Genomic DNA, 11,358 nt, shown 5'->3' with positions numbered 1-11,358 from the left:
GGCATCTTTGCCTTCCGCGCCGGGTTCTTCCTGTCCGAACTGGCGGCGCATCGCCCGACGCTGTTCGCTGCGGTGCAGACGGCGGTGGCGCAAGGGCATGAGGATGGCCAGCGCTTTCACCCCGATCCCGAAGCGTTCGCGCTGATCGAGAGCGAATCGGTCGATTATGCGGTGATGGAAAACACCGCGCGCGCCGCGATGGTGCCAGCGACGATGGCCTGGTCGGACATCGGCAACTGGCAGGCGCTGCATGAGGCACTGCCGAGCGACGCGGACGGCAACGCGGTGCACAACACCGGGAAGGGCCGCGCGGAACTGCTGGGCTGCCGCAACGTTCTGGTCAGCAGCGACGGCCCGCGCGTGTCGGTGGTCGGCGCCAGCGATCTGATCGTGGTGGTCGACGGCGATGAGGTGCTGGTAGCCACCCCGGCAGGCGCACAAGCCGTCGGCAAACTGACCGGCGCAACGAACCAATAAATCGGCCCGCCAAACCTGCTCCGCCAACTGCTGTCCGGGTATTGCGACTTGCCAAGGCGCAGGACGAATGGCAGTGCACGCAGCGGATTTAATCACACGCTTAAGCGTTTCGGGAGGCACCACGCATGACCATTTCCTTCGAGGGCCGCGTCGCGATCGTAACCGGAGCCGGTGGCGGTCTGGGCCGCGCCTATGCGCTCGAACTCGCCCGTCGTGGTGCCAAGGTCGTCGTCAATGACCTTGGCGGCGCGCGCGACGGCACCGGTCATTCCGACGCCGCGCTCAAGGTTGTCGAGGAGATCGCCGCCGCCGGCGGTGAGGCCATTTCCAACGGCGCCTCGGTCACCGAGTACGAACAGATGGTCGAGCTGGTGGCGCAGACCAAGGCGAAGTGGGGCGGGGTCCACGTCCTGATCAACAACGCCGGCATCCTGCGTGACAAGAGCTTCACCAAGATGACCCCGGAAGACTTCGAACTGGTCGTCAAGGTTCACCTGCTCGGCTCGGCCAACGCCACCAAGGCGGTGTGGGATCTGATGCGCGAACAGGCCTATGGCCGCATCCTGATGACCGCATCATCGACCGGACTGTTCGGCAATTTCGGTCAGGCCAACTATGGTGCGGCCAAGCTTGGGCTCGCCGGACTGACCAAGACGCTGTATCTTGAAGGGGCCAAGTACAACGTCCGCGTCAACACGCTGGCGCCGGTGGCGGCCACGCGCATGACCGAAGACATTCTGCCGGAAGAGGCGTTCAAGCTGTTCGCGCCGGAAAACGTCGTGCCCGCAGCGCTCTATCTGGTGTCCGAAGATGCTCCGACCAACGCGATTGTCGGTGCGGGCGCAGGCGCTTTCCACAGCGCGTTCGTCACGATGAACAAGCCGGTGGTGCTGCCGCCAGCCGAACGCACAGTCGAAGGCTTTGCCGAACAATGGGGCGCCATCAGCGCCCGTGGCGCCGAAACCACCCCCGGATCGGGTGCGGAACAGAGCCAGGCGATCCTCGCTGCGCTGCAGGCCGCCGGGTCAATCTAGGCCATATAACGGCCGGAAAATCCAGCCGGATTGCTGAAACACAAGGCACTTCAGCAATCCGGCAAGGATCCACAAGCGCCCCTCGCAGGTGGCTTCGGCGTGTATTTGGGGCATGTGCCATTGGTGGCGCCGACCAGTTGCATCGTGGTGACCCGCCGGGTCGCCTCAACCTGACCGATGGCTGTCGCCTGCCCGGAGGCGGGGTCGATCAGCAGAGGCTTGGCGCATTCCCCGACAGGAGCTCGTGACGTTCCGGGCGCAGGCAGCGCAACCAGCAGGATGGCACGATCATCGCGATAGACCGCGCGCAAGATGCGATCATCGCCGACGGATGCTTGCGGTTGTCCGGCCATGTTCGGAGCGGGCTTTCCGCACCCGACCAGCAACAAGGCAAAGGCCGCCAGCGCGATCAAAGCGTTACCGGCCGCCCGGTCGCACAGTGTCCTAATCTGCCACGACCTTGAGCAAGCGCCGTTCGAGCGGGGAAAGGACCGAGGCAAGTTCATGCCCGCGCTTCAACACCTGTCCCGCCTCGCCATAGAGCGTCCACATGCCCTGTTTCTGGCGCAGAGCGGGCCGCTTTTCGATCCGCGCGCTGGGCCGTTCGGCCGTGCGTTTGAAAGCGCAGAAACTGGCGATGTCGCGCCCGAAATCCATCGCGTAGTCGCGCCACTGCCCGGCGGCGACCATCCGCCCATACAGATCAAGGATGCGCATCAGTTCGACGCGCTCGAACCCGACCTGCTGGACGACCGCACCCCCTTGCGGAAAGGGCACGACCGTCGCGCCGGAACCATCACCCAAGCCCGAACCCAAGATCCGCCCGCCGGTGCTCAGTTGCGGCTCCTGCGGCGTGGCGGGGTGGATACAGGACCATCGCCACCGCTGCGCTCGTTCAGCAAGGCGCTGACTTGCGCCTTGAGCAGCGCCACTTCGGCTTCGAGTTCGTCGATCCGGCCGCCGCCGACCGGCTCGCTCGGATCGCGGCAGGGGGTACCATAAGGCATAAATTCCTTGGCCCAGGTTTCCACCGGCACGAGTGTCGAGCGCGCCTTGATCCCGACCATCGTCGCGCCTTCGGGCACATCGTCGGTGACGACCGCATTGGCGCCGACCCGCGCCCGCTGACCGACCGTGATCGGCCCCAGAATCTGCGCGCCCGAACCAATGATCACGTTGTCGCCCAGCGTCGGATGGCGTTTGCCCGGCACACCGTTGGATGGATTGGTGCCACCCAGCGTAACACATTGGTAGATCGTCACATTGTCGCCAATCTCGGCCGTTTCCCCGATCACGGTAAAGCCATGATCGATGAACAAGTGACGACCGATCCGTGCGCCGGGGTGAATGTCGATCCCGGTCAGGAACCGCGCGAAATGATTGACCGCACGAGCCAGAAAGAACAGGTCCGCTTCGAACAGCCAATGCGCCGCACGATGCAGACCAACGGCCCATAGTCCGGGATAAAGCAGGATTTCCCATCGGCTGCGCGGCGCAGGATCGCGCGCACGGATGGAATCCAGATAAGCGATCAGGCTCGCGAACATGGCCCATACTCGCTCTTTTGTGGGATCAAGGCAAGTACGGGCAAGACAATCACCCGATCGCCAGCCCGCCCGTCACAGCAGCCGGGGCTGCCAGTTGCCATCAGCCACACCATGCACCCGCTCGGCCAGCGCATCACGGGCCAGCGCCAGAGTGACCGGCGCCTTGCGTTCGAGCGAGAGCCGGTCGATCGTGGCGACCAGCGCTTCGACCGCCGCGTGGCTCCGCTCGATGCGCGGCAGCAGGAACGTCAGCACGCCCTCGCCCAGCGCCAGCCCGCGCCGGGCCGCGTGCGATTCGAGCAAGGCCAGCAGCAGGGCGTCGTCGGGCGCGGCGATTTCGATCAGCAGCGCCGACCCCAGCCGCGAGGCGAGATCGGGCAAGTGGACCCGCCATTCCCCCGGCGCACGGCGGCTGACCAGCAGCAGCGGGCGGCCATCGGCCTGCGCGCGGTTCCAGCGATGGAACACGGTGTCTTCGGGCAGGGCGTCGGCGTCGTCGAGCGCATCACCAGCACCGCTCTGCACGAACCAGCGCGCCAGCAGGCTTTTGCCCGAGCGCGGCGGGCCGCTCAGAACAGCGGTGTGAAACGGCCAGTCTGAGGCTGCACCCAGCGCAGCGATAACCGGATCGAGCGAGGGGCCGGTGACGATGGCTTCGGCGGTGGCGGCGGTGACCAGCGGCAGCGCGATCTGCGACATGGGCTAGCCTGCCCTTAGCGGCGGATGATCAGCGCGCCGGACCCGACCGTGACCTTCCATCCTTGCGCGCGCAATGCGGAGGCCATACCCTCAAGCTCACCGGCGTAGGTCACTTTCAACACCGAAACGCCGCCCATCGCGATACTGGTGGTGCGCGCGCCTTGCACTCCGGGGATGCCGCGCACGGCGGCCAGACCGGCATCGACGGCAGCGGCATCGGGCGTGACGAACTGCACGGTGATCACCGAGGTCGGCGTGGCACTGGCGGCAGGCTTGGGCGCACCGGCGGCGGCCTCCTGCGCCGGGCCTGCTGGCCGGCTCGGCCCGAGTCGCGCCACGATGGCGTCGATCAGCTTGGGGTCGATCTGCGGCTGGGTGTTGAGCGACGGATCGGGACGCAGCACGCCTTCGGCCAGCGCACGGGCATAGATCGCATCGATCCGCTTGACCGCCTCGGTCAGCATGGCGGGCAAGTGCTCGTCATCGGGCGCAGTCAGTTCGAAGCTGTCGAGATAGCTGTCATCGGGGCCGAATCGGGCGGTGAACGTGCCCTTCACCGGTCCGCCGGGCCACTCGCGTTCAAGCCTTGCCACCGGGATAAGCACATCGGCCGCGCCGAATTCATCGAGCACCAGCCGCCACCAAGTACGGCTGCGGCGCGAAACCTGCCCGGCGGTGAGCAGCAGCGAATCCGACCCGCCGCCGCTCGGACGGACATAGTCGATCACGCTTTCGCCGGTATGGAATTCGGCCCAGGCCTTTTGCCATGGGGTGCGGGTTTCGAAAACCGAGTTCGCACCGCCCTGAATCAGCAGGGGAATAACCAGCAGTGGCGCGGAATGGGCCACCTGGCCCTGCATACCGAGATACGATCCGGTGCGTGCGCGGTCGAAGATCACCCCCAGCTTGGCGATGTAGCGATGCGGGCCGATCTCTTCATGCTCGACCACCACGGCCGAGACCATCGCATTGATCGTGCCGTCATCGAGCGCGGGCGCGGTGCCCCCGCCCATACCGCCGCCCATACCCCCGCCCATACCATTGCGAGTCCACAGTTTTTGCCAAGCCAGCCGTTGCGCCTGGCGCCAGCCATTGGCGCGGGCATCGGCCGCGTTCTTGCCGGTGGCGTTCACGTCGATGCCCGAAACCTCGAAATCGCCGGTGCTGGCAATCGGGGCGATGCCGCGATCGCCTTCGATCTGGGCGTAAAGCGCCACTCCCGCCAAGCCGAGCGCCAGCGCCGCACCCGCAATGCGCAACGTTCGGCCTGCAGGCAGGTGATTCGGCAACCGGTTGAGGCGCAGGACGGCCAAGATAACTCCGCAGAAACAGGGCCGCACGGGCACGACCAACGGCTTCGGCGCGCTTTTGCCCAAAGGCAAGTGGAAATCCAAGCAGGAAAGCGCTAGGCGCGCTGCCCATGGCAACCGACGATCAGACTCCGCAGCGTTACAGCTATCAGCAGGCAGGCGTGAACATCGCCGCCGGCAATGCACTTGTCCGGGCGATCGGCCCGCTGGCCAAGTCCACGGCTCGGCCCGGCGCCGACGCCGAACTGGGCGGCTTCGGCGGGTTCTTCGACCTGAAGGCGGCGGGGTACAAAGACCCGCTGCTGGTGGCCGGCAACGATGGCGTGGGCACCAAGGTAAAACTGGCGATCGATCATGACCGGCATGACCAGATCGGCATCGATCTTGTCGCCATGTGCGTCAACGATCTGATCGTGCAAGGCGCCGAACCGCTGTTCTTTCTCGACTATTTCGCCACCGGCCGGCTCGACAACGGGGTTGCCGAACGCGTGGTCGCGGGCATCGCCGATGGCTGCAAGCTGGCCGGGTGCGCGCTGATCGGCGGCGAGACCGCAGAAATGCCCGGCATGTACGCCGATGGCGACTACGATCTGGCCGGTTTCTGCGTCGGCGCGGTCGAACGCGGCGAGCAATTGACCGGCGAGCGCGTGCGCGAAGGCGACGTGCTGCTCGGCCTTGCGTCGTCGGGTGTCCACTCCAACGGGTATTCGCTGGTCCGTCGGCTGGCGGCGGACAAGGGCTGGAAGCTGGATCGGCCCGCGCTGTTCGACAACGAACGGCTGCTGATCGACCATCTGATCGAACCGACGCGAATCTATGTGAAGGCGCTGCTGCCCTTCATCCGGTCCGGGCGGATCAACGCGCTGGCGCACATCACCGGCGGTGGCCTGCTCGAAAACGTGCCGCGCGTGCTGCCAAAGGGCCTGCATGCCCGGATCGACGCCGATAGCTGGGAGCAGCCCAAGCTGATGGCCTTCCTGCAGGCGCAGGGCAACATCGAGCCGGGCGAGATGGCACGCACTTTCAACTGCGGCATCGGCATGGTGCTGGCGGTTTCGCCCGATCAGGCCGACGCGCTGGTGGCAGACCTGACCGCGGCGGGCGAAAGCGTGGCGCGCATCGGTGACATCGTGGCGGGCGACAAGGGCTGCACCGTGTTCGGCAGCGCCGATGCATGGTCGGCGCGTGAAGCCTGGGAAGCGGTCCACATTGGCTAAGCCGCGCATCCCTGTTGCCGTGTTCATCGGCGGCAGCGGGACCAACATGGCCGCCTTGCACTATGCCAGTCGACTGGCCGATTGCCCGTACGAAATCGTGCTCGTCGCCTCGAATAACCCCGAGGCCGGCGGCCTTGCGCTGGCTGCGGCCGAGGGCGTGCCGACCTTTGCCCTGCCACACAAAGGCCTGTCGCGCGCCGAGCACGACACTGCGATGGAAGCGCAAGTACTGGCCGCAGGGGCGCAATTCATCGCGCTGGCCGGGTACATGCGCATCCTCAGCCCCGAATTCGTCGGGCGCTGGGAAGGGCGCATGGTCAACATCCACCCCTCGCTGCTGCCCGCCTATCCGGGGTTGCACACCCACCAGCGGGCGATCGAGGCCGGGGACAGCCACGGCGGGTGCAGCGTCCATCTGGTGACCGTCGATCTCGATGCCGGACCGTTGCTGGGCCAGATCGCCGTGGCCATCGCGCCCGGTGACACGGCCGAGAGCCTCGCCAGCCGGGTGCTGTTCGCCGAACACCAGCTTTATCCACGCTGCCTTGCCGAACTGGTCACGCGCGAGACTTCGCCCGAGCATCTCGTGGAGCAAGTGCGCAATCACGCGCTGGCCCTGCCCGAGGCCGACGAAGTCGTCAGCCACGGCATGCCCTGCTTCGGCATCATCAAGGGCAAGAAATTTGCCTATGTCTCGGTCGATCACCATGGCGATGGGCGCGTGGCGCTGCTGGTCAAGATCAGCGGCGTGGACGAGCAGGAACAACTGATCGAAAGCGACCCGGAGCGCTTTTATCGGCCCGCTTATTTCGGTGATGGCTGGATCGCAATCAGGCTTGATCTGGGACGCAACGACTGGGATGATCTGGCCGCCTGGTTGCAACGCAGTTGGGCCGCCATTGCCCCGCGTCGCCTTGCCGCAATACTGGATTTCTGACCCAACCGATGCCCCATGCGACTGCCGACCGCCTTCGCCCGGTCTATTTTCACACTGGCCTGCAATCCTTTGTCGAAGCCAGCGGTGGCATCTTCATCGCCGGATTTCTCGTCAGCCGGGGCATGAGCTATCCGGCCGCGCTGGCCAGCTTCGCGGTGATCCTGCTGTCGCGCTTTGCCTTGCGCGGCGCCGTGCTGCCGCTGGCAAAGGCGGCGGGCCTGCGCAGCGTGGTGCTGACCGGCATCGCCATTCGCACGATCAGCTTCCTGATCCTGCCGCACGTCGACGGCATCGGACCACTGTTGGCGGTTTTCCTGCTCGTCTCCGGGTTCGGCAGCGTGCTGTACTGGACCGGCTATCACGCCTTCGTCTCAAGCCTTGGTGACAGTTCGCAAGGCGGGCGGCAGGTGAGCATCCAGCAGGCGACCGCAGCGATCGTCGGCGTGGTCGCCCCGATCGTCGGTGGACTTTTGCTTGCGCGGGCGGGCGCCGCGATCGGGTTCGGCGTGATCGCTGGGATTCAGGCGTTGGCCGCTGTCCCGCTGTTGACCGCGCCCAACCCATCGGTCCCGGCGCGCGCGACGCTCGATCACAAGGCCATGCACTTTGCCCGCACCCTCTACCTCAACGAAGGGTTCCATGCGGGCTGCTCGGTCGTGCTGTGGAATCTGGCGCTGTTTGCCTCGTTGGGCGAGCATTTCGACAGCTTTGGCGGCGCGATCGCGGTGGCGGGGCTCGCCGCTGCGGCGGGCAGCGTGCTGGTGGGCAAGCTCATCGACGGCGGTCGGCCGCAGCACTCCTTGGCGCTGGCCTATGGCGCGGCGGCCCTCGCGCTGGTGCTAAAGGGTGCTGCCTATGGCAGCCCATGGCTGGCGGTGGGCGCGACCGCACTGGGAGCATTGGTGACGCCGATGGCCGCCACCGCCATGCTCACGCCGCTTTACGGCATGGCGCGCCGCTCGCCCTGCGTGCTGCGCTTCAACATGGCGACCGAGGGCGGCTGGGATCTGGGCTGTTCGGCGGCCTGCCTGCTCGCCGCTGGCGTGTTGCAGGCCGGTGGCACATTCCGCCTGCCGATCCTCGCCGGACTGGCCGCGGTGCTGACGATGGCGCTGATGCTGAGCCGCTGGTACGGGCGCAGCCAGACAGTTCAGGCTTAGGCCAGAACTTCGCTGACCTGCACCACCGGCCGCGCTTCGCGCGTGGCACGATAGCGCACACTGGCATCGTTGGGATCACCCGCGATAACGACGTGATCGTCATGCACTTCAAGCAGTTCGCCCGCGAACGGCATGCCCTCATACAGCGAATCGCCGGTCACGCGGTAGCTGACCGTGTCGCCCGGCTTGAAGGTCTTTTCATCGAAGTTGAATTCGAAAGGGCACGCGCCCTCGCCCATTCCCATCATCGCATCGCTCTCCGAATTTTGCCGGAGCCTAGCCCAGCTGACCGCCAAGAAAAAGGGGTCGGAGGCTGCATGCCCCCGACCCCTTGGTCACTTGCGCGAGAACGCGGTCGCGATCAGCCGACGATTTCTTCGGGCTTGAAGAAATAGGCGATTTCGATGGCGGCGTTCTCTTCCGAATCCGAACCGTGGACCGAGTTGGCCTCGATCGATTCGGCCAGTTCCTTGCGGATCGTGCCCGGCTCGGCGTTGGCGGGGTTGGTGGCGCCCATGATGTCGCGGTTGCGCTTCACGGCGTCTTCGCCTTCCAGCACCTGCACGACCACCGGGCCCGAGATCATGAACGACACCAGGTCGTTGAAGAAGGGGCGTTCCTTGTGAACGGCATAGAAGCCTTCGGCCTGTTCGCGGCTCAGTTGCAGGCGCTTGGAAGCGACCACGCGAAGGCCTGCTTCTTCAAGGAACTTGGTGACCGCGCCAGTCAGGTTGCGGCGCGTGGCGTCGGGCTTGATGATCGAAAAGGTGCGGGTAACCGCCATGGGATGTTCCTTGCGAAGGGGGTTGTCTCGTTGGGCGCGCCCCTAGCCGGGATCGCGCGCTGCCGCAAGGTTCTGAGCAAGTCAGGCTTGCCCTACGGCCCTTCGCGCCACTTGCCCCCGTCCTGCTTCCAGTATTTGCGTTCCACGCCTTCGCGCTGGCCCAGCATGCGCCAGCAGGCGCGGGCGTCGTCGATGCGGTCGGGGGGGAACAGCAGGAAGGCGCGGGTGGTGCCTTCGCTTTCGCGCCACACGCCATCGGCCAACGCGATGAAGCGGGCGCCGTTGGCTGGCTCGGGTATGGCGGACAACAGGATCGGCTGGCGGGTGTCGTGCTCACCCCCGGCGAGTCCATGCGCCAGAAAGCTTTCGGGCAGGCGCGTCCACAAGGCATCGCTGATGCGCGCCAGTTGCGCGGCATCGTCCGACACCACCAGCAACCGCTCGTTGGCGGTCATGGTGTTGCGCGCGATCAGCGGCAGCACCAGTTCGGCAGGATCGCGGGTCAACTGATAGAAATCGACGCGCATGGTTCAGGCTTTCGCTTTTCCTGAGCGGCAGCGGTCGGAACAGAACTTCACGTTGTCCCAGTCGCGCTCCCACTTCTTGCGCCAGGTGAACGGCAAGCCGCAAGCGGCGCAAGTCTTGGTCGGCAGATCGGACTTGCGCCGCATTTTGGGCATGAGGAACCCTTATCCCTCCAGCACGTCGCGGACATAGGCGTCGAGCAGGCGCACGCCGAAGCCGGTCGCGCCCTTGTCGTGGGTGGCGCCGGGCTTGTCGATCCACACGGTGCCCGCGATGTCGAGGTGGGCCCAGGCCACGCCCTTGTCGATGTAACGCTGCAGGAACTGCGCCGCCGTGATCGAGCCGCCATAGCGGGGGCCCACGTTCTTCATGTCGGCAATCGGCGAATCGATCAGCTTGTCGTAGGCCGCGCCCAGCGGGAAGCGCCACAGCGCATCACCGCTGGCCTTGCCCGCCGCATCGAGCTGGCTGGCCAGCAGATCGTCGTTGGTGAACATGCCGGCGTGTTCATGGCCCAGCGACACGATGATCGCGCCGGTCAGCGTAGCCAGATCGACGATTGTGGCGGGCGCATATTCGCGCTGCACCCAGGTCAGCACGTCGCACAGCACCAGCCGTCCTTCGGCATCGGTGTTGATCACCTCGATGGTCTGGCCCGACAGCGAGGTGACGACGTCACCGGGGCGCTGGGCATTGCCGTCGGGCATGTTCTCGACCAGCCCGACCACGCCGATCACGTCAGCCTCGGCCCGGCGCAGGGCGAGCGTCAGCATCGCCCCGGCCACGGCGGCAGCGCCGCCCATGTCCCACTTCATGTCCTCCATGCCGCCAGCGGGCTTGATCGAGATGCCGCCGGTGTCGAAAGTCACGCCCTTGCCGACAAACGCAGTCGGCCGTGCGCCCGCCTTGCCCTTCCAGCGCAGTGCCAGCACACGCGGTTCCCGCACCGACCCTTGCGCCACGCCGAGCAGCGCGCCCATGCCAAGTTCGGTCAACTGCGCCTTGTCGAGCACCACGATATCGACGCCAAGGCCCGCAAAACGCGCCTCAACCCGCGCCACGAAGCTTTCCGGGTAAATCACGTTGGCAGGTTCGGTGACCAGTTCGCGGGTGAACTCGACGCCTTGCGCCACCGCGACTTCGACCGCCCACACCGCTTCGGTGCCGGCGGGCGCGTTGAACACTGCGATTTCGGTGAGTGAAGGCTTCTGCTCATCGGTCAGCTTGGTGCGATAGACATCGTAGCGCCAGCCGCGCAGCCTTGCGCCCAGCAACACCGCAGCCGCATCCTGCGCCGACAAAGCCGCTCCGGCAAAGTCGATCGCCAGCACCGCTTCGCCCGATGTCAGGTACTTCGCTGTCAGCGCGCCACCGGCGCGTTCCAACGTGGCCCGGCGCGCGGTGCCAGTGGCCGCAGGATCGCCGATTCCCGCCAGCGCGATGCGCTTCAACCCGCCGCCGATGCTGCCGTCGTGGTACTGAAAGCCCTCGAACACCTGTCCGGGCTTGCCCGTGAACCGCGAGGCGCTCGCCCCTTCGCGCAAGGCGAGGTCAAGGTCTTGCGGCAGCGCGCCTTCGGCTACCAGACGGGCCTGCAAGCGCGGAACGGCTTCGCCTGCTTCACGGAAAACGATGTTCATCAGTGGGCTCCTGTCGGAAACGCGCTTG

15 protein-coding genes are annotated in these 11,358 nt (G+C 66.1%); 5 read left to right on the top strand and 10 right to left on the bottom strand.

Annotated features, from left to right (window positions below; genetic code table 11):
* Positions 1 to 477, top strand: a 477-nt coding sequence (locus tag LDN95_RS14900) for a sugar phosphate nucleotidyltransferase (protein WP_255630911.1), incomplete at its 5' end; no start/stop codon positions are given.
* Between the two features lie 125 nt (positions 478 to 602).
* Entirely contained in the window at positions 603 to 1,511 is a 909-nt protein-coding gene (locus LDN95_RS14895; RefSeq protein WP_226018380.1) for an SDR family NAD(P)-dependent oxidoreductase, read from the top strand.
* Positions 1,512 to 1,561: 50 nt separating this feature from the next.
* Here the strand turns inward: LDN95_RS14895 and LDN95_RS14890 are convergent, their stop codons facing one another.
* The 5 genes from LDN95_RS14890 to LDN95_RS14870 form a co-directional block, all read right to left on the bottom strand.
* Positions 1,562 to 1,864 carry a hypothetical protein gene (locus LDN95_RS14890; protein ID WP_226018379.1) on the bottom strand — a complete coding sequence of 101 codons (303 nt, stop codon included), beginning with the start codon at positions 1,862 to 1,864 and terminating at the stop codon, positions 1,562 to 1,564.
* A gap of 91 nt (positions 1,865 to 1,955) precedes the next feature.
* Complete coding sequence (locus LDN95_RS14885; RefSeq protein ID WP_226018378.1) at positions 1,956 to 2,315, bottom strand: DUF2794 domain-containing protein; 360 nt, start codon at positions 2,313 to 2,315, stop codon at positions 1,956 to 1,958.
* 29 nt (positions 2,316 to 2,344) lie between these two features.
* A complete protein-coding gene (epsC, locus tag LDN95_RS14880; protein ID WP_226018377.1) occupies positions 2,345 to 3,058 on the bottom strand; it encodes a serine O-acetyltransferase EpsC in 714 nt (237 codons plus the stop codon).
* A 72-nt stretch (positions 3,059 to 3,130) separates the two neighbouring features.
* Positions 3,131 to 3,757, bottom strand: a complete 627-nt coding sequence (locus LDN95_RS14875; protein ID WP_226018376.1) for a DnaA ATPase domain-containing protein — start codon at positions 3,755 to 3,757, stop codon at positions 3,131 to 3,133.
* A gap of 14 nt (positions 3,758 to 3,771) precedes the next feature.
* Positions 3,772 to 5,070, bottom strand: coding sequence for a heavy-metal-associated domain-containing protein (locus LDN95_RS14870; RefSeq protein WP_226018375.1), 1,299 nt, complete (start codon positions 5,068 to 5,070; stop codon positions 3,772 to 3,774).
* A 107-nt stretch (positions 5,071 to 5,177) separates the two neighbouring features.
* On the opposite strand from LDN95_RS14870, the gene purM reads away from it, so the two are divergent.
* Genes purM through LDN95_RS14855 form a run of 3 tightly spaced genes read left to right on the top strand, consistent with a single transcriptional unit; the run spans position 5,178 to position 8,381 of the window.
* Positions 5,178 to 6,284 carry a phosphoribosylformylglycinamidine cyclo-ligase gene (purM, locus tag LDN95_RS14865; RefSeq protein WP_226018374.1) on the top strand — a complete coding sequence of 369 codons (1,107 nt, stop codon included), beginning with the start codon at positions 5,178 to 5,180 and terminating at the stop codon, positions 6,282 to 6,284.
* The gene (gene purN / locus LDN95_RS14860; protein ID WP_226018373.1) at positions 6,277 to 7,221 is read left to right on the top strand and encodes a phosphoribosylglycinamide formyltransferase; all 945 of its coding nucleotides are present in this window, start codon (positions 6,277 to 6,279) and stop codon (positions 7,219 to 7,221) included. The genes purM and purN overlap by 8 nt, the downstream gene beginning before the upstream one ends.
* Positions 7,222 to 7,229: 8 nt before the next feature.
* A complete protein-coding gene (locus LDN95_RS14855; RefSeq protein ID WP_226018372.1) occupies positions 7,230 to 8,381 on the top strand; it encodes an MFS transporter in 1,152 nt (383 codons plus the stop codon).
* Here the strand turns inward: LDN95_RS14855 and LDN95_RS14850 are convergent.
* The 5 genes from LDN95_RS14850 to LDN95_RS14830 all read right to left on the bottom strand — a co-directional run bounded on the left by LDN95_RS14850 (position 8,378) and on the right by LDN95_RS14830 (position 11,330).
* The gene (locus LDN95_RS14850) at positions 8,378 to 8,629 is read right to left on the bottom strand and encodes a hypothetical protein (protein ID WP_226018371.1); all 252 of its coding nucleotides are present in this window, start codon (positions 8,627 to 8,629) and stop codon (positions 8,378 to 8,380) included. The genes LDN95_RS14855 and LDN95_RS14850 overlap by 4 nt on opposite strands.
* A 113-nt stretch (positions 8,630 to 8,742) precedes the next feature.
* Positions 8,743 to 9,165, bottom strand: coding sequence for a nucleoside-diphosphate kinase (gene ndk / locus LDN95_RS14845; protein ID WP_226018370.1), 423 nt, complete (start codon positions 9,163 to 9,165; stop codon positions 8,743 to 8,745).
* A 92-nt stretch (positions 9,166 to 9,257) separates the two neighbouring features.
* A complete protein-coding gene (locus tag LDN95_RS14840; RefSeq protein WP_226018369.1) occupies positions 9,258 to 9,692 on the bottom strand; it encodes a DNA polymerase III subunit chi in 435 nt (144 codons plus the stop codon).
* A gap of 3 nt (positions 9,693 to 9,695) precedes the next feature.
* Positions 9,696 to 9,845, bottom strand: a complete 150-nt coding sequence (locus LDN95_RS14835; protein WP_226018368.1) for a DUF2256 domain-containing protein — start codon at positions 9,843 to 9,845, stop codon at positions 9,696 to 9,698.
* Positions 9,846 to 9,854: 9 nt separating this feature from the next.
* The gene (locus LDN95_RS14830) at positions 9,855 to 11,330 is read right to left on the bottom strand and encodes a leucyl aminopeptidase (protein ID WP_226018367.1); all 1,476 of its coding nucleotides are present in this window, start codon (positions 11,328 to 11,330) and stop codon (positions 9,855 to 9,857) included.
* Positions 11,331 to 11,358: the final 28 nt, after the last annotated feature.

Origin of the sequence: Novosphingobium sp. FKTRR1, from assembly GCF_020404405.1 — a bacterium.
Taxonomy (GTDB): domain Bacteria; phylum Pseudomonadota; class Alphaproteobacteria; order Sphingomonadales; family Sphingomonadaceae; genus Novosphingobium.
The sequence above is the reverse complement of the archived record's forward strand: the minus strand, read 5'-3'. Positions and strand labels throughout refer to the sequence as shown.

Coding starts and splice junctions, on each gene's coding strand:
- LDN95_RS14895 (WP_226018380.1), top strand. CDS start 603: ATGACCATTTCCTTCGAGGGCCGCGTCGCGATCGTAACCGGAGCCGGT.
- LDN95_RS14890 (WP_226018379.1), bottom strand. CDS start 1,864: ATGGCCGGACAACCGCAAGCATCCGTCGGCGATGATCGCATCTTGCGC.
- epsC (WP_226018377.1), bottom strand. CDS start 3,058: ATGTTCGCGAGCCTGATCGCTTATCTGGATTCCATCCGTGCGCGCGAT.
- LDN95_RS14875 (WP_226018376.1), bottom strand. CDS start 3,757: ATGTCGCAGATCGCGCTGCCGCTGGTCACCGCCGCCACCGCCGAAGCC.
- purM (WP_226018374.1), top strand. CDS start 5,178: ATGGCAACCGACGATCAGACTCCGCAGCGTTACAGCTATCAGCAGGCA.
- LDN95_RS14855 (WP_226018372.1), top strand. CDS start 7,230: ATGCCCCATGCGACTGCCGACCGCCTTCGCCCGGTCTATTTTCACACT.
- LDN95_RS14850 (WP_226018371.1), bottom strand. CDS start 8,629: ATGATGGGAATGGGCGAGGGCGCGTGCCCTTTCGAATTCAACTTCGAT.
- ndk (WP_226018370.1), bottom strand. CDS start 9,165: ATGGCGGTTACCCGCACCTTTTCGATCATCAAGCCCGACGCCACGCGC.
- LDN95_RS14840 (WP_226018369.1), bottom strand. CDS start 9,692: ATGCGCGTCGATTTCTATCAGTTGACCCGCGATCCTGCCGAACTGGTG.
- LDN95_RS14835 (WP_226018368.1), bottom strand. CDS start 9,845: ATGCCCAAAATGCGGCGCAAGTCCGATCTGCCGACCAAGACTTGCGCC.
- LDN95_RS14830 (WP_226018367.1), bottom strand. CDS start 11,330: ATGAACATCGTTTTCCGTGAAGCAGGCGAAGCCGTTCCGCGCTTGCAG.